The organism is Serratia sp. YWN4, assembly GCF_055790845.1.
The window spans coordinates 3,237,118-3,254,039 of sequence record NZ_CM147696.1; the positions used below are offsets into that span (position 1 = coordinate 3,237,118).

Consider the following 16,922-nt stretch of genomic DNA (forward strand, 5'->3'; position numbering starts at 1 on the left):
GATGCCTGTTCGCCAAGGTAAGCATAAAGCGCCTTAAGCCATCAAATGATTGAAGAGGCTGACTTTTGCGAAGCTCGAAGCGCCTGTGAAACATCATCTATGATGTCTTCAATATTCTCAATACCGACAGAGATCCTGATCAAGTCCTCACTCACACCGGCACGAGCCAACTCATCAGGACTAAGCTGCCGGTGAGTTGTGGTGGCCGGATGGCACGCCAAGGATTTGGTATCACCAATATTAACCAACCGTAAGATCATCTTTAATGCGTCAATAAAGTGCCCACCCGCCTCTTTCCCGCCTTTGATCCCAAAACTCACAATCCCTGAAGCCTTGCCAGAGGTTATTTTTTCACAGCTCGGCTTATAGGGACTATCAGGAAGTGCAGCGTAGTTAACCCAATTAACCAACGGATGGTTTTGCAGAAAAACAGCCAGCGCCTGCGCATTACTGCAATGCTTTTCCATACGCAAGCTCAATGTTTCAAGCCCTTGGAGCAGTAAAAAAGCGCTATGCGGCGAGAGTGCTGCACCGGTGTTACGCAGCGGTACGACACGGCAGCGGCCTATGTAAGCAGCAGGGCCAAACGCTGCGGTATACACTACGCCGTGATAGGAAGGGTCTGGTTCGTTCAACAGACGAAAGCGAGATTTGTTGGCAACCCAGTCGAATTTTCCTGAATCGATAATAATCCCGCCAATGGTCGTTCCGTGTCCGCCGATATACTTGGTCAGTGAGTGCACCACAATGTCAGCGCCGTGTTCAAAAGGCCGACACAGTACCGGTGTTGCCACCGTGTTATCTACAATCACCGGTATACCATGCCGGTGAGCAATCTGTGCCAGGCGTGCAATATCGACAACATTACCGGCTGGATTGCCGATAGATTCACAGAACAACGCTTTCGTCCGCTCGTTAATAAGAGATTCCAGGCCAGCAAAGTCGTCAAAGCTAGCCATGCGGACTTCAACACCCTGACGGGGTAACGTATGGGCAAAAAAATTATAGGTTCCACCATAGAGTTGGCTGGTGCTGACAATATTGTCGCCAACTTCAGTCAACGCCTGTATAGAATAGGTGATAGCCGCCATCCCAGAAGCGACAGCAAGAGCACCGACACCACCTTCAATAGCGGCAAGCCGTTCCTCAAGGACGGCCGTCGTTGGATTCATAATGCGACTGTAGATATTACCCGCCACTTTCAGATCGAAAAGATCGGCCCCATGCTGTGTGTCATCAAAGGTATAAGACGTTGTTTGATAAATAGGGACAGCGGCCGATTTGGTGGTCGCTTCTGACACATAACCATGATGTAAAGCCAACGATTCCAGTTTCATAAAATAGTCTCTATGTAAGATTGCCATGGGTAATTCGTAAGCAGAATACGATGCACTTTTAAAAATTCATTATAAATAAAAAGCATTACGTTAGATGAATACCGAGCGAAACCCCTGCCCCAGATTATTTTATGCTTGAACCTGACATGGATTTTATTGTTGATACGTTCTCACATTTCCATTACCGGGGTCAGTAAATATTTGGCCACCAAAAGACCTAATCCAGTCAGGCTGGCAGCAAAGGTGTTGGCAATTAGCCAGAATCACCCTACGTTTTTCTATGCCCACATAACATCTTAATGAAAAGCCCTGAAGGGCTTTTCATACATAAGCATCTGCAAAACGTTAATTACCACATCAAATCATCGGGCACTTTAAAATCGGCATACGGATCATCTTCATCTTGCTCTTCCTGACTGAGCGCACTGTTTAATACAATGCTGTTCGTATCTCGCTGCGCAATTTTATCGGCTACGCTCGCGGGGATAATAGCGTATTCACTCTTGCCACTGCTATCAACAACCAAACGAGCAATGGCAAGGCGACCACTAATCAGCTGAGCTTGAGTCAGCTTATCCACAACAATTTTTTTAATTAGATTATTATCTGTGAAGTTAAAACCGATATCGCCTTTTGAAATATCGATTCTGTTCATTTCAATCAACTGCTTTACCTGAGCTTTATATTCTTTAGATAAAGCAGCCTGTTTTTGTTGTTCGCTTAGCTGTTTATCGCGCTCAAGCTGTGCTTTTTTATTTTCTTCCACCGCCTCTTTTGCCTCACGAGCCTGAACCCGTGACTTTTTAGCCGTTCTTTGAACTTTGGCCACTTTTTTGCTGGTTACTAATCCAGCTTTTAGCATCTGCTCTTGTAAGGTGAGTTTTGTCATCTTCGTTTCTAAACCAATTGGATAATTTGTGGGATTATACCTGTAATTTTTAAGTCTGTACCAGGTTGCAGGAGCAGATCGCTGTGTGGCTTGAGTTTGCAGGGATCACTCAGAGGCTGGCGTGACCAGCGCTCAGGTTTTGGCACAACGCTCTGTTAGTCATGCCCGCACCGAGCCGAATCTCAGTTCTGATTGGCCCAGAGTATCAGTGCGCTTAACGGAGCTTGTTGCTTTGAATCCTGCAACGCTCCTCAAGGCTACTATTCCCTCCATTATTCAAACCCGCATAAACCTCGCAAGGCATAGTCAGATCTTTATCCTCAAGATACCAATATGGGGGTTCCGGTGAACAGATATCCATCTCCTTCACACGCCACTGTTTGCTGGATTTATTGAGTAACTCTTTCACCGTCTCGTCATTTCACATTCTTAACGTTATTTACCGCAGCGCTGCGCCAAGGTACTCAAGCACAGGTTGCATCAGAACTTATTGAACAGGCAGAATATTTAACGGTAACACCTCTGTCTTATTGATAAACTCAGCGGTATCAGGGTCTGGGGTGGTTTCAGTGACCCGTACATATCCCGGTTTTGCCGGATCGGGGGTCACTAATGCTCCGGCAACCTGTTCTATTTCACTGATATTGGTGCTCACGGTTCGAATCGCCGGTGTCCACCGTGAGTGCTGGATATCGTACAAATGAATTGCCACCCAGCCTCCTTGCCAACGCTGGTCAATCAGTTGCAGACGATCGCGCCCGCTGCTGTCCAGCCCCGAGACGACTTCCAGTGATGCGTTAATACACCGAGGTATGATTGCAGGTTTAACTTCTGCTTTTGATGCCCAGAGATAACAATTGCAATCATCGCCATTATTACAGCCGCCGCCGGTTTTAGCATTGCGGCTATTTACCCAAGCATATTGCCGTTGAATACCGTCGAACTTGCCTCTTACCACTTGGCGGCTATCGTCATCGAAACCAAGATTAGCATCTGTAATACCATCAGACTCAGCGATAATCTGCCATTGCCCCGAAGCGTTCGGTTTTATATACAAACTGGCAGGGTAATTTTGCGTTTGCCCCCCCACATTGACCTGCTTTATAAACTCTGCGCGCATGCCGTCGTCCAAACCACCATCGTCGGTATTATTTCCATCTGCATTAACGCTGATCGTGCTGACGATCGATTGTGATAAGAATTTCTTTTTATTTGAATTGAAAAATACTGATTTATCCGCAATGACTTTTTCACGCGACATCATTTTGTGAAAGTAATCAACTTTATCTGCATAAAGCGCCGCTAATTCTTTGAGATCTTTATTCTGGTAGGCAAGTTGCCAACGCTGAACGACAAGAAGCGCCTGTCGCTCATACGCCACATTATCTAACATATCTTCTTCAGCCGAGCATACGGTACTTGCGATAAGTACCGTGAGGCTCAACAACACTCTCGCTATTATTTGCATTTGCCAAAACCCAAGAAGTAAAATCAATCATTGCATCATGATGTATAAATGGCCGCATCAAGTGACGATGCCAACACATCGCGGTGCCGCCCCTGAAAAATACAACCATAACACGCTTGGTATCAACTTTAGGGTGATATAAGGTCACGACCAGTGGATCTACTGTTATTAATTGACAGAAGTCAAAAACCCACCCAACCTATTTATGGTTATCTCATAACTTTTGGAAAACATTTTTCAACGAGGAAATCCATAGTTTCACTCTCGTTTTCAAATAGGCTTTCAGGCGTACCTTTTAAGATTTTATCTTGTTCATCTGTTGTTATATAGAATACAGACGTACTTGAAAACAAAGGAGTTATCATATAAATATAAACGCCATTATTGTATAACTTCATATATTTCGTGCCAATTAATGGTTTTTTATTTACCATGAGCCTGTATTTTTTAGTCAGAAAATCACCGGCAATAGCCGAATAATCGCCTTCAAACTGGGTATATATAGCGATTAACCTCTTATTCTGATCGAACAACGTAAAAACATTTTTCATGCCATCAAAATGGAAAGCATTAGGCGATGTTTCTGCCGACTTCAGGTAAATCGTTCCTTGCAGGTTTTTATTAAAACCCAAGTTGACGGCATCAGGATGAGTGGCCTTAAACGTATCCTCTGTTGTGTGACCAAATCGCACCGTAAGCGTGCCTGTTTCGCCCGCACTTAAGAAACCGCTAAAACAACAACTTGATGCTAACAGTAAAATAGTGTTCAAGAATCTTCTAATATTCATAAAACCCTCTCATACAGATTAATGTTTGTCAGTTAAAGTGACCTATAACGGTTCTGTACTGTTAGTCAATATTCAACGTTGTTTGACATGCATCATGATATATCCTGTTTCCCAAATGATAAAAAGCGTCGAAGAACCCGATGAAAAGTGAAATCACGCTGCTTTTCCTGATTTTTTATCAATATGTTACGGCTAAGATGCTGAGAGGGCGATCAGACGTAATTTTGCTGTTTCAAGTGACGGACCAGGATTTTACCTTCCGGCGTAAAGGTGGTGCCGAATGACACCCGCCCTATCCCTTTCAGTTCCGCCTCCAGCGCATACTCCAGTTCCCCAGGCATCTTCTGCGGCAACAGCGCAATACTGACACCCGCAATGCGCGGCTCATATTTCATCAGCACGTGTTGCAGGGTAGCCATCAGGCTGTGGGCCGAACCGGGCATCCCTTGCAGGATTTCACTCATGTCCGGCAGCCCATAATCCGGCAGGTGGGCCAACTGGCCCGCCCGGCTGTTGAGAATACGTTGCAGATTATCCAGCACCGACAGAATGCGTTGGTCGTCCTCATTAACCTGCTGCAACGGCAATCCACCGCTGAAGTTCTGCGTCAGTATTTCGTACAGCGAGGGGGTTTTGGGATGAGGCATACGTCACTCCTTTTTAACCGGTTGCAGCACCAGCCGATTATTATTCAGCTCAATCTTGCGTGGTTTATCCGGATCAAGCTCATCACGTTTCATCACCACGCGCCAGGTGTTCTGCTCAATCTCTGGAGCCAGGAACAGTGCCACCACCGCCACATACTGCGCCTCTTTCTCCATCGGCATCTCCAGTGAATAAGCCCCTTCCGGTGGCAAGCGTATATCGCGATCCGCCAGCAGATCGGCCTTGATCTCCAGGGTGTCAGCGGCTGACAGCGCACGGTAATCCGCCGTATCAAACGCCTTGCGGTCTTTGAGCTGGTAGACGCGCACCACGGTAGAGAGCGGCACACCGCTCGGGTTGTTATTGCTAGCGCTGCGTGCCGTAAAGTCCAGATGCAGCGTAGTGACCTGCTTGTAAAAAATCGCTTTGGTGGCGGACGCCGTGCCGTTGCTGACGGACTGGCTCAGGCCGCAGCCAGCCAGCATACCGCTCAGGGCAATCATCGGCAGGAGGAACTTAAAACGAGTAATTGCCATTGGCAGCCTCTCGATGTTGTGGATTAGCGGTTAAACCTTGATAACGGCCCAGGCTGACGGTCACCGTCTGCGGGTTACGCGCGGAAGACGCCAGCGGAATACCCGGCAGCACGGCAGTGCGCCCCAGTTGCACCGTGCCTGCCGCAGGGGAACTACACAGTTGCGCGGCGGGCAGCAGGTGCCGCGGTAACGTCAGTTGCAGCCGGGCATGGCAACGCGCGCCCAGATAAACGTGCAGCAGGGTGAGCAAATCGCTGTGCAGTTGCCCGCCCGGCAACCAGCCTTGCGCTTCCTGCGGGTCTTCGGTGATCAACGTCAACAGCACTTGGCTGTTAACGTCCACGCTCTGGCTGCCCAACACCGGGCGCCGTTGCAGGCTGACCGGGTGCTGGCTGCTGAGTTTCACCGGGCTGGGCAGGTTAATCGTCAATTTATCATGCGGCGTCACGCGGGCCTGGGTGCGCGGTGCCAGCAGGCTGACCAGCGCCATAATGCCTTCGGCGGTACGGGTCGGTAACCGCAGCGTGCCGAGCAGCGCCAGAAAACGCGACGCCGGAGCACCAATCTGCTTTTCCGTGCCCGGAATGCCCAAGCCCACCAGCCCCAGCAGATACTGCGAGGTTTCATCCGTCCCGCCCGGTTGGAAAGTGGCCGGGTAAGAGTATTTACGCCAGATGCGGTAAAACTGGGTGGTCAGGCGGTGGTTGAAGATATCCAGAAAATCCGTGACCGCCTCGGTTCCTTCGCGCTGCTGGGCAATGTCGTCGATATAGCGCGTCGGTAACGGCGATTCGATGCCGTACAACCCAAGAAAGGTGGTACGCACCGTTGGCGGGCGCTCCGGGTGTTCGCTGTCGGTTTCCAGCGCCTTCAGCTCACTGACCGGGAACCCCATCCCCGGATTAGGGCGAAAACGCACCGCCTCATGCAACAGATGATGATTGCGCCCCAAACCCGGCGAACCGGGCGTCGCCTGCTCAATCAGCTGACAAAAACGATAAAAATTGATTTTGGCTACATGAGGCGCCAACTGCGCTATCAGCCGGGGATGCGCTGGCTGTGATTCTCGTTCCATCGTAAGCATTTTCCACTGGGCTGAAGAATAAGGGTCAGTTGGTTAAACAGGTGAATATCGGCGTACAGGGCAAAGAAACGGTTAAGCATTTCACCAAACAGGTTGATATCCCCTTCACCGCTGAAGCCGTCGCTGTTGAGCGTCACCTCAATATCCGTACCACGCAGTAAAAAGCCCTGTTCAAAGCGCTGTATCAGATGCTGTTTCACCTCCACAATCGCTTCCAGCTTGCGGCGGGTCATCTCGTTATCCAGCCAGTCATACAGCGCCAGCGTACCGCGCAGCACTTCGGCACTGGCCATCATGCTGAGGAAGTTCGACCCCAGGTGGCTCATCACTCGCCAGTGAAAGCGGTCTTCGGCTGGCGGATAGCATGGCAACGTCGGCGGGCACAGGTTCTGCACGCGCAGCGGGATTTGCAGCGACTGTTCGCAACGGTTAATCAGCGTGCTGCGCAGCGCCTTGCGCGGCAGTTGGCCGTTGGTACCGGTAATTTGCAACGAGACGGTTTCACGCACAAACAGCCGATCATCTTCCCAGGACTGGCCGCCTAAAATCAGCCAGGTGTCATGCAACCCGGACGGCCCGCGTTTCACCCGCGTGTGGTAATAACGCTCGGGTGCAGTGTGGCGCAGCATGCCCCCACGGTGGCGGAAGCTGGTAAAGGGCACGTATTGGGTTTCTTCAATGCGCTGTGAGCCGCTGACCCCGTCTACCGAATAAATCTCGGTATAACCGTCCTGCAAGCGGCGCGGGCGCAGCAGGTATTCGCTCTCCAGCCCACTGATAATCAGCGGATCGGCTTCAATGGTGAACAGGTTAATCACCGGCACACAGTGCAGACGCAGGTTGTTGGCCGACACCGGCAGTTCGTGGTTCCACAACGTCCCTAGCACCACCTCCAGCTCAAACCAACTGGCGCGCGGCGGCAGCACCATGCTCTCCAGCCCATGCAGGTGCACAAACATGAATTTTTCGCGGAAGGTGAAATACTCCAGCAGCAGTTGGTAGCCGCTGAAGGCACTGTCGCCTTTCGGCCACAGGCGGTCTTCATCGGCAAAGCCGCCGGGGGAGAAATAACCCTTCAGCGGCTGGCGATCTGCTGCACCCGGCACCCGCAGGTAGAGCGCGGCCTGCTGTTTGGTCAATGCCAGATGCAGCGCGGCACTGACCGGCGCATCGGCATTGAGGTACAGGCTCAGGCGGCTCAGATCCATCTGCCCCACATCCACCAGTTCGCTGACGCGAAAACGCAGCCGCAGCACCGAACGGCCATCCGGTTCGGTGGCCATCTGTGCCGTTTCAAGCGCAATCGGGTTCAGGCGCATCTCTTGCGTGGTGCGATAACGGCAGACGGTATTTTTCGGGCCAACCGGCTGAGAGAGCACCTCAAACCCCAGCGGCACCTTTTCTTGCATCTTCATCTGGCTGACGTCTGGGGCCAGTTCAACCACCGACAGCGACGGGATGGTGCGCAGATAGTGCGGCCACAGCAGGCTGACCAACCCTTCGGTGAACTCCGGCAGGTCATCATCGAGTTTTTCACGCAACCGCCCCATCGAGAAGGCAAACCCTTCAAACAGGCGCTCAACGTAGGGATCGATATCCCCCACCCGGTCCAGGCTAAGTTGGGCGGCACGATCCGGGTGCGCATCGGCAAACTCGCGGGCCGCCTCTTTCAAATAGCGCATTTCGGCTTCGAAATAGCGTAGGGTTAAATCTTCCATGTCGGGTACTCGGTTGACGTAAAAGGAAAAATCGAGGGTAAATCAGCTACATCTCGCTGCGCCGCTTGCCTTGCAGACCAGAAACTCATTGCTCACCTCCTGCCGACGGGCGGGTCAGGAATATCTGCTCTGGCAGCACAAAGCCTTTGAGTTTGAGCAACGCCAGCGGACCTTCGTCCAGTTCGGTACGCAAGGTGTAGTTGAGCGGCAGGCCATCCTGCGCGGTCCAACGCAGGCTGAAGCTGCTGCGCATACCTGGGTTCGGCGCAACCTTGGCTTGATCCAGCAGCCGTATCAGCCCCCAGGCACCCGGTAGATCGGCATACAGCCGCGTTCCAGCTTTGGTGCTCACCCAGCTTAATGTCGCACCCGGTGCTGAAGTATCTGCTGGCCAATTGAAGCGTTTCCAGTTCGGCATCTGGTTAAAATAAGACAGCTTCTGATCGTCGATAATCAGGTCGGTCTGCATCACTTCCCCCGCGGTTTCTGGCCGCAGCTCAAAGTGCATCCCCGCCTCCCCATCGGTAAACACCACATCCGCCAAGTGGCTCAGCGTGTTAACCGCCTCAAGGAACGCCGGATTAAAGCTCAGCCCCTGGGCATTAATGCTGTCCGGCACCCAGCGGCTGCCTTCTTTATGTAACACCCCGGCCAAACGGCTTTCGAGGAAGCGCTGAATACGCCCGCTGTCTGCCCGCAGGTATTGTGACAACAGCGGCAGCGACGCATCACTGGCCACGTTCTTGAACGGATAGCGGCCCCCGAACGCGCTGTTCCAGTCATCGACAATCGCCCCTTTCCACTGGCTATTCAGGCTCTCGGCGGTCGGCATCAGCACCTGCTGCCAGGACTGATCCATCGGCTGGACAAACAGCGCCTGGGCAAAGCTACTCCACTCCTGCCCCAGGCTGGCGGCTACTAGGCTGCCATAGTCGCGGGTATCGGTCAGGTCGATGGACTTACCCTGAAACACCGTCTGCGCCAGCGACTGGGTCATGCCCTGTGGATCGGTGGCGTTGGTCACCTGTTGTAGCTTAAGGCGCACACGCGTCACTCGGGTGAGGAAGGTTTGCAGGCTGAGGTTGGTATTGCCCTGCCCGCCCGCTTTGCCATCCATCAGCGCCAAAAGTGGCCCAAAGGTATTGTCCATCGGGCTTTTGATGCCGTTGTCCTGCTCTATCGCCGGTTGTTCCTGGCCGTTTAACAGCGTCTTGGCTGATTTGACTAACGAATCAGACAGCGCTACGCCGGTCTGGCCGGTTTTGCCCTCATAGGCCAGGGTATTCATCAGAGCGATCAGCGGCGACTGGCGCACGTCGGCCATCAGCGTCAACTGGTCAATGGAGTCCGACAGGCTGTTGGCGGGTTTCCACTCGATACTGTTGAGAAACTCCAGCCAGCTACCGGCAAAGTCGGTGAAATAGCGCTCGGTCAAACGCGCCTTTAGCGCCTCTGGCGAGAGGTCTGAAGATGGGGTGTGCTGGCTATCGCTCAACACCCAGTCAATCTCTTCCCGACGCTGATTCACCACCTTGTCGATCGCCACCGAGACATCGTTTTCCCACGCTTTACGGCTAAAGACGCCCGGCACCACCATCTCGGTGGAGAACAGCAGTTCGGCATCCGTGTCGCCTACCATCTGGGCGAGATTGATATCACCCCGGGTTTTTGCCACCTGTTGCAGCATCTTCTGGTACAGCGTGGCTTCGGCATTACGTACCCCTAGCTGCTTGAGCAGTATCTGTCGGGCATCACGCACCAGATTGTTATCGGCGGTGATTTTCCACTCGGGGTGAGCAGGCAGGTTCTGGGCATAGAACCCCAGCAGCGACGGTGCTACGGCTTGCCATAATCCTTGCGGAACCCCTTCACGTTTTGGCCAATGGGTTTGCAAGGCTTTGCTCAGCAGTGCCGGATCCGCTTTGTCTGGCCGTGCCATCATCAGGTAGGCCTTGAGTTGCTCGTAGGCCACTTTCGCCTGCTGCGCGCGCTGCGGGCTATCCGGCGGCAGGGCAATCAGCGCCATCAGTTTGCCGTGCAGCACCTCGGCTGCCGCATCCCGTATCAACAGGTTGTTGTTGCGCTCATACCACGGCCACAACGACTGCAACAGCACCGCATTCTGGTTCAGCCCCAAACGAGCATGCCACGGAGCGCCACGAGCCTCGCGGTATTGCAGCATCGCTATCGTCTGTTGCAGTGCCTGCTGGCTGCGCAACCGCTCGGTTAACGGAGCCTTCACATCGCTGGCCAAACGGGCCTGTTCGGCACTTTCGCTGATCAGGGTACGGTTGGTCATATACGACAGCACCATACCCGTGCCCCAGGCCAGCATCACCACGGCCAGGCACCAGCGCACGATCTTCAGCCAAGCAAAGCCCACACGTTTAGGCAACAACGCGGCGGGCAGTTGTTTAACCGACTCCAGCACCGTCTGCCAGCTATTATCGGTGCCCCAACTGTGCGGTGCCGTGCGCCCGCTGCCACTCAGCGGCAGGCTGAACATCACCCCGGCCACCGGCAACGGCTGGTAAGGGTTCATAAAGACCGCCAACCCGGTTTGCAGCCGCTCAATCCCGCCTTGCAGCAGCGTGTCTGCCAACCGCAGCAGGAAGTCATGACGCGGGTCTTTCAGCACCTGTTGGGTGCCCTGTTCAATCAGTTGCGGTGGTAACGTGGCAAGACTTGCCGCCAGCTCTTCCGGCTGGCAGCGTGGGGGCAGCAGACAACCCACCGGTTGAGTCACGCGCTCACGCTGGTCCCAGCCGCTGTGTTGCAGTGACCAGACGTACAGCGGCACCTGCCAGCCCAAAAGTTCATAGCGCTTGACCAAAGAGCGCGCAATGTTATCCAACGCATCACCATCCAGCACGCTGGTGAGCGGCGCTGATGCACCGGCACTCCCTACCGGCGGCGGGCTGTAGCCGTCGGTGACCCACACCAGGCCATCAAGCGGGCGGCGGCGCAGGGCACGCAGGGACTTGAGGGTTGCGCGGTCGGGTTCTCCCGCCGCGGCTCCGCCCCACAGCAATACCGTGCCTTCTCCTTCCAACCACTGCTGGCTGACCAGCTTAGGGGCGATGGCATCGACCTGCATGGGTTCACCCATCAGCATCAGGATGCGTACTTTACGACGCCAGAAGAAACCGTAACGGGCGCGGAGGTGTGGCTTGATACCAACGAAGTGACCACTACTGGTCGTGGTCGATACCGAAACTGCGGAGACCTCTTTGTTTGACGATTGAGGTCTAAACTCGTGCTGCCTCAGCTTTTGTCGCCAACGCCACCAGAATGACATCCCAACCAACCCGAAGAATAATGCGGAAAAAATCCCTCCCCAGACAGACCAGGCATGGGAAACTGAAATCCCCCTTCTTTCCAGTGCATCCTGATTGACGAACAACAGTAATGCACTCAACCCCGCCAACCCCACAATCAGGAGAAAATATCCCCAAAATCCATAACGTTGCGGACGAGATCCTTTCTCTTGACTCATTAAAATAACTCCGAGGTGACTAAACACAGCCAGCCTGATGATTGGGGTGTTTGGCTAATAACCAATTGATTCTGCGAGGTCCTACAGACAGCGTCTACCATCATACTCATTGATATACCGAAAGAAAGCTCCCCGGGTGGCCCGAAAGAGAGATCGATAAGATGAACCGGTTGCTTTTTAGGTAACATCCAGTGGTGAGTGTCGGCATACAGCGCGATGTCCGCTGGTGTGCTCTCTGTATAACCCGATAACCAGACATGCTGTATCTGCTGTTTCTCCAGACGGGTATAGTCGAATAACATGTCAAGATCGTCGGATAACTTCTCAGGCATTAATGGCATCATACGTCCCAATCCCGCCATGACGGGTAATGCCTGCCTACGAGCAAAAGTGGGAGACGCCACCAGTTGGGCAGAAATAAGCTCGCTGGATTTTTGCGGCATACTGTCAGGCCAGTGTTGCAAACAGAGCAGTAAAATCACGCCGGTAAACTCAGATTCCTGCTGTAGAACGGGAACTTGCTCAATAGCATCAACAGTGTCGGGCACCAAATCCCACTGACCGAACACCGCTGAAATTATGGATTCCCGTTGCAAGGTGGAGCCATGCAGCATATAAACCGTCTGCAAGTGATGGCGGAACCCCGGGCACTGGCGCTCCAGTTCACTATCAATCTCACCTAATCGCGCCGATAACAATAGTGGTGCACCAAACAGAGGGCGGGCTTTTTGGGGATACATGGGAATATCTTCCAGCTCACCCAATACAACCCCCATCCCTTCCGCTTCGGGCGTCAACAAGACATTCCCGACTACGGCGAGCTGTGTACGGCTCCATTGCTGCCATTGTGCTTTGGTCTGCTCCGTTTCTTCATACCAAGCACGCGCCGATGCCGATGATTGTTCATAACGATTCAGCACCACACCAAAGAGACACATCCATAGCAACAGTCCGGGTAATGTGCCGTAGAGCAATAACTGCCCATAAGCTGTAATGTTGCCAATAAACAGAACAGACAGCGTACTGATAATCAGTATAACGACCAAAACAACGATCCAGATGCCATAACGGGGGGGCGATAGCAAAGGTTGCTCTGGTATAGCAGGGATGGGCCAGGCCATAATTACGACTCTATGCTGTTTTCGGGTTGAGAACTGATCACACGGCATTTGCAGGCACACAAGCAACCATTAACCACCACTTGTCGTCCATCTTCAAATGCGGTGGGATGACCTTCTACGATAGCATTTATGCCATGTACAGGGCAGGAGACCAAATCACCGACCAATGCAACCTGCCGTCCATTGATATACAGGGTGGAAGACGCAGTTTTTACTTCACCACCATGGGTGGTGGCATCGCCTAAACAAACAACTCCTGGCATATTCTTTCTCCTAGTAATGCTTACGCAGATAACAACTTAAACGCCATTGACGGGTCATTCCCCATAGATCGCCCCTGGGCGGATACGCAGTGTTGAGGTGATCTCTTTCCACACCGCGATCAGTTGCGCTTCGCTCAAGGTCTCTTCCGGGATCAGGTTTTCGGTTTTGTAGTACAGGGTGACCTCAAACCTTGGCTGCTGGGCGGTGGGATTTAACTGATTGTATTTAAGGTAGAAAAAATATTCATTGTACGGTGGAGTCACATACTCACGCTCCGTCACTTCCCCCCCTAACAGCCACTCTTCAATCGCCAGCCCGTTAATCTGCCGTTTCCCTTTATGCAGCGTATGGTACTTGCCTTGGCCTATGACCCGCTCATCCTGCTCCAACAGGGTATCACCGGTACTCTGGTAATCATTGCTGCTAAAACCCACGACCAGGTTTTTGATATGGTTATGCACATACCCCATACCAAAGTCATAGGACTCGATCGGTTTACCCGCGATAAAACCGCGCCTGATACAAAACTCCGGCTGGTTGGGGATTAGCGTATCCTCTTTGGTCGCAGTGCGGCTGAGCAGATCTTGTACCGCTGCCAGTTTCTCTGGAACACTATAGCCATATATATCACTCCCATACTGAGCCTTGTCTGTGTCATAGCGTGAGGAACGCCCATCATCAGCCTTCATCTCAATTTTAAAAGTGACGCCCGCATCCCATTTATAGGCTTCCAATATTCTGGCAACATCAGGTGTACTCCTATCTTCATTACGTTCGAAAACAACACCAACCATCCCAGCTGGTAGCGGATGTATCTGCTTCAGGTAAGGTTTATTGAGTGGATTAATTGGCTCGCTCGCCTTCAGTTCCTGCTCCCGGCGCTGCATCAGTTGGTTAAAGGGCGGACGATATTGCTCTCGGCTCTCCATTTTGGTGCCATCATCCAGCAGTAAAAACATGCCCTCATCGACAATAAAATTGGCGGGCAGATCGATAAGATAGAGACCGACACAGCGCGGTGTCGGGTGTTGCAACAGGGGCGTGAGCATGGCCTGTTCCTTGTCATTCAATGGGCGTTCGAGGGTAGAGGAGTTGACATAGGCGAATAACCCCACGCTCAGCAGCGTGAGGGCCACGGTCGCTTTCTGCCATGGCTTAGGCAGATAACGATTTAAACGCCATTGACGGCTCATTGTTGACCTCCTGTCTTTCTTTTATCCTGCATCACTCCCCCACGATCCCTAGATCGCCCCTGGGCGGATACGCAATGTTGAGGTGAGCTCTTTCCACACAGCGATCAGTTGCGCTTCGCTCAAGGTCTCTTCCGGGGTCAGGTTTTCGGTTTTGTAATACATCTTGATATTAAATCTTGGCTGCTGGGCAGTGGGATTTAACTGATTGTATTTAAGATAGAAAACATATTCGTTGTACGGTGGGGTAACATACTCACGCTCCGTCACTTCCCCCCCTAACAGCCACTCTTCAATCGCCAGCCCGTTAATATCTCGCTTCCCTTTATGCAGCGTATGGTATTTACCTTGGCCTATGACCCGCTCATCCTGCTCCAACAGGGTATCACCGGTACTCTGGTAATCATTACTGCTGAAACCCACGACCAGGTTTTTGATATGGCTATGCACATACCCCATACCAAAGTCATAGGACTCGATCGGTTTACCCGCGATAAAACCGCGCCTGATACAAAACCCCGGCTGGTTGGGGATCAGCGTATCCTCTCTGGCTGCGGTGCGACGGAGTAGACTTTGTACTGCGGCCAATTTCTCTGGGACGTTATAATTGAATATATCGGCACCATATCTGGAGCGATTTAAATCATAACGTGTGGAGCGTCCATCTCTTGCTTTCATCTCAATTTTAAAAGTGACGCCCGCATCCCATTTATAGGTTTCCAGTATTCTGGCAACATCAGGTTTATATGAGTTTTCATTACGTTCAAACACCGTACCGACCATCCCTTCGGGTAACGGATGAACTTTCTTTAAGAACGGTTTATCCAGTGGGTCATCCGGTTCGGTTGTCTTCAATTCCTGCTCCCTGCGCTGCATCAACTGGTTAAAGGGCGGGCGGTATTGCTCCCGGCTCTCCATTTTGGTGCGATCATCCAGCAGTAAAAACATGCCCTCATCAACAATAAAATCAGCGGGCAGATCGATAAGATAGAGACCGACACAGCGCGGTGTCGGGTGTTGCAACAGGGGCGTGAGCATGGCCTGTTCCTTGTCATTCAATGGGCGTTCGAGGGTAGAGGAGTTGACATAGGCGAAAAGCCCCACGCTCAGCAGCGTGAGGGCCACGGTCGCTTTCTGCCATGGCTTAGGCAGATAACGATTTAAACGCCATTGACGGGGCATTATTGACCTCCTGTCTTTCTTTTATCCTGCATCACTCCCCCACGATCCCTAGATCGCCCCTGGGCGGATACGCAATGTTGAGGTGAGCTCTTTCCACACTGCGATCAGTTGCGCTTCGCTCAAGGTCTCTTCCGGGGTCAGGTTTTTGGTATTGTAATACATCTTGATATTAAATCTTGGCTGCTGGGGTGTGGGGTTTAACTGGTTGTATTTAAGATAGAAAACATATTCGTTGTACGGTGGAGTCACATACTCACGCTCCGTCACTTCCCCCCCTAACAGCCACTCTTCAATCGCCAGCCCGTTAATCTGCCGTTTCCCTTTATGCAGCGTATGGTACTTGCCTTGGCCTATGACCCGTTCATCCTGCTCCAACAGGGTATCACCGGTACTCTGGTAATCATTACTGCTAAAAACAACCAACAGATTTTTGATATGGCTATGCACATACCCCATACCAAAGTCATAGGACTCGATCGGTTTACCTGCGATAAAACCGCGCAAAATACAAAATCCTGGTTGGTTGGGGATCACCGTATCCTCTCTGGCCACGGTGCGGCGAAGTAGAACCTGTACTGCGGCCAGTTTCTCTGGGACGTTGTAGCGATATATATCCTTCCCATATGTAGCACGGTCTGGATCATAACGTGAGGAGCGCCCATCTTTGGCTTTTATCTCAATTTTAAAGGTAACGCCTGCATCCCATTTATAGGCTTCCAGTATTCTGGCAACATCAGGTGTGCTTGTATCTTCATTACGTTCAAATACCGTACCGACCATCCCTGCCGGTAGCGGATGAATCTGCTTCAGATAAGGCTTATTGAGTGGATTAATCGGCTCAGTTGCCTTCATTTCCTGCTCCCGACGCTGCATCAACTGGTTAAAGGGCGGGCGGTATTGTTCCCGGCTCTCCATTTTGGTGCGATCATCCAGCAGTAAAAACATGCCCTTGTTAACGATAAAATCGGCGGGCAGATCGATAAGATAGAGGCCAACACAGCGCGGTGTCGGGTGTTGCAGCAGGGGGGTGAGCATAGCCTGTTCCTTGTCATTCAATGGGCGATCGAGGGGAGAGGAGTTGACATAGGCGAAAAGCCCCGCGCTCATCAGCATGAGGGCCACGGCCACTTTCTGCCAAGGCTTACGCAGATAACGATTTAAATGCCATTGACGGCTCATTGTTGACCTCCTGTCTTTCTTTTTA

At 52.1% G+C, this 16,922-nt stretch carries 14 protein-coding genes; all 14 read right to left on the bottom strand.

Features of this window, described 5'->3' with window-relative positions:
- Nucleotides 1–41: 41 nt before the first annotated feature.
- Nucleotides 42–1,337 (bottom strand): O-acetylhomoserine aminocarboxypropyltransferase/cysteine synthase family protein, encoded by a 1,296-nt coding sequence (locus tag ACX9GT_RS15360; protein WP_473191604.1) that lies wholly within the window; start codon nucleotides 1,335–1,337, stop codon nucleotides 42–44.
- Between the two features lie 349 nt (nucleotides 1,338–1,686).
- Nucleotides 1,687–2,226 (bottom strand): DUF2058 domain-containing protein, encoded by a 540-nt coding sequence (locus ACX9GT_RS15365; RefSeq protein WP_473187599.1) that lies wholly within the window; start codon nucleotides 2,224–2,226, stop codon nucleotides 1,687–1,689.
- Between the two features lie 487 nt (nucleotides 2,227–2,713).
- The gene (locus ACX9GT_RS15370) at nucleotides 2,714–3,619 is read right to left on the bottom strand and encodes a hypothetical protein (protein WP_473187600.1); all 906 of its coding nucleotides are present in this window, start codon (nucleotides 3,617–3,619) and stop codon (nucleotides 2,714–2,716) included.
- A gap of 284 nt (nucleotides 3,620–3,903) precedes the next feature.
- The gene (locus tag ACX9GT_RS15375) at nucleotides 3,904–4,482 is read right to left on the bottom strand and encodes a hypothetical protein (protein ID WP_473187601.1); all 579 of its coding nucleotides are present in this window, start codon (nucleotides 4,480–4,482) and stop codon (nucleotides 3,904–3,906) included.
- A 212-nt stretch (nucleotides 4,483–4,694) separates the two neighbouring features.
- The gene (gene tssE / locus ACX9GT_RS15380; RefSeq protein WP_473187602.1) at nucleotides 4,695–5,129 is read right to left on the bottom strand and encodes a type VI secretion system baseplate subunit TssE; all 435 of its coding nucleotides are present in this window, start codon (nucleotides 5,127–5,129) and stop codon (nucleotides 4,695–4,697) included.
- Nucleotides 5,130–5,132: 3 nt separating this feature from the next.
- Nucleotides 5,133–5,663 (bottom strand): type VI secretion system lipoprotein TssJ, encoded by a 531-nt coding sequence (gene tssJ, locus ACX9GT_RS15385; protein WP_473187603.1) that lies wholly within the window; start codon nucleotides 5,661–5,663, stop codon nucleotides 5,133–5,135.
- The gene (gene tssG / locus ACX9GT_RS15390; RefSeq protein WP_473187604.1) at nucleotides 5,644–6,738 is read right to left on the bottom strand and encodes a type VI secretion system baseplate subunit TssG; all 1,095 of its coding nucleotides are present in this window, start codon (nucleotides 6,736–6,738) and stop codon (nucleotides 5,644–5,646) included. Before tssG ends, tssJ begins: the two co-directional genes overlap by 20 nt.
- Entirely contained in the window at nucleotides 6,702–8,465 is a 1,764-nt protein-coding gene (tssF, locus tag ACX9GT_RS15395) for a type VI secretion system baseplate subunit TssF (protein WP_473187605.1), read from the bottom strand. The genes tssG and tssF overlap by 37 nt, the downstream gene beginning before the upstream one ends.
- An 85-nt stretch (nucleotides 8,466–8,550) precedes the next feature.
- Nucleotides 8,551–11,961 (bottom strand): ImcF-related family protein, encoded by a 3,411-nt coding sequence (locus tag ACX9GT_RS15400; RefSeq protein WP_473187606.1) that lies wholly within the window; start codon nucleotides 11,959–11,961, stop codon nucleotides 8,551–8,553.
- Nucleotides 11,961–13,082, bottom strand: coding sequence for a hypothetical protein (locus ACX9GT_RS15405; protein ID WP_473187607.1), 1,122 nt, complete (start codon nucleotides 13,080–13,082; stop codon nucleotides 11,961–11,963). The genes ACX9GT_RS15400 and ACX9GT_RS15405 overlap by 1 nt, the downstream gene beginning before the upstream one ends.
- 2 nt (nucleotides 13,083–13,084) lie before the next feature.
- Nucleotides 13,085–13,345, bottom strand: a complete 261-nt coding sequence (locus ACX9GT_RS15410; RefSeq protein ID WP_473187608.1) for a PAAR domain-containing protein — start codon at nucleotides 13,343–13,345, stop codon at nucleotides 13,085–13,087.
- Between the two features lie 54 nt (nucleotides 13,346–13,399).
- A complete protein-coding gene (locus ACX9GT_RS15415; protein WP_473187609.1) occupies nucleotides 13,400–14,539 on the bottom strand; it encodes a T6SS immunity protein Tli4 family protein in 1,140 nt (379 codons plus the stop codon).
- A gap of 48 nt (nucleotides 14,540–14,587) precedes the next feature.
- The gene (locus ACX9GT_RS15420; protein WP_473187610.1) at nucleotides 14,588–15,718 is read right to left on the bottom strand and encodes a T6SS immunity protein Tli4 family protein; all 1,131 of its coding nucleotides are present in this window, start codon (nucleotides 15,716–15,718) and stop codon (nucleotides 14,588–14,590) included.
- 48 nt (nucleotides 15,719–15,766) lie between these two features.
- Entirely contained in the window at nucleotides 15,767–16,897 is a 1,131-nt protein-coding gene (locus ACX9GT_RS15425; protein WP_473187611.1) for a T6SS immunity protein Tli4 family protein, read from the bottom strand.
- Between the last annotated feature and the right edge of the window lie 25 nt (nucleotides 16,898–16,922).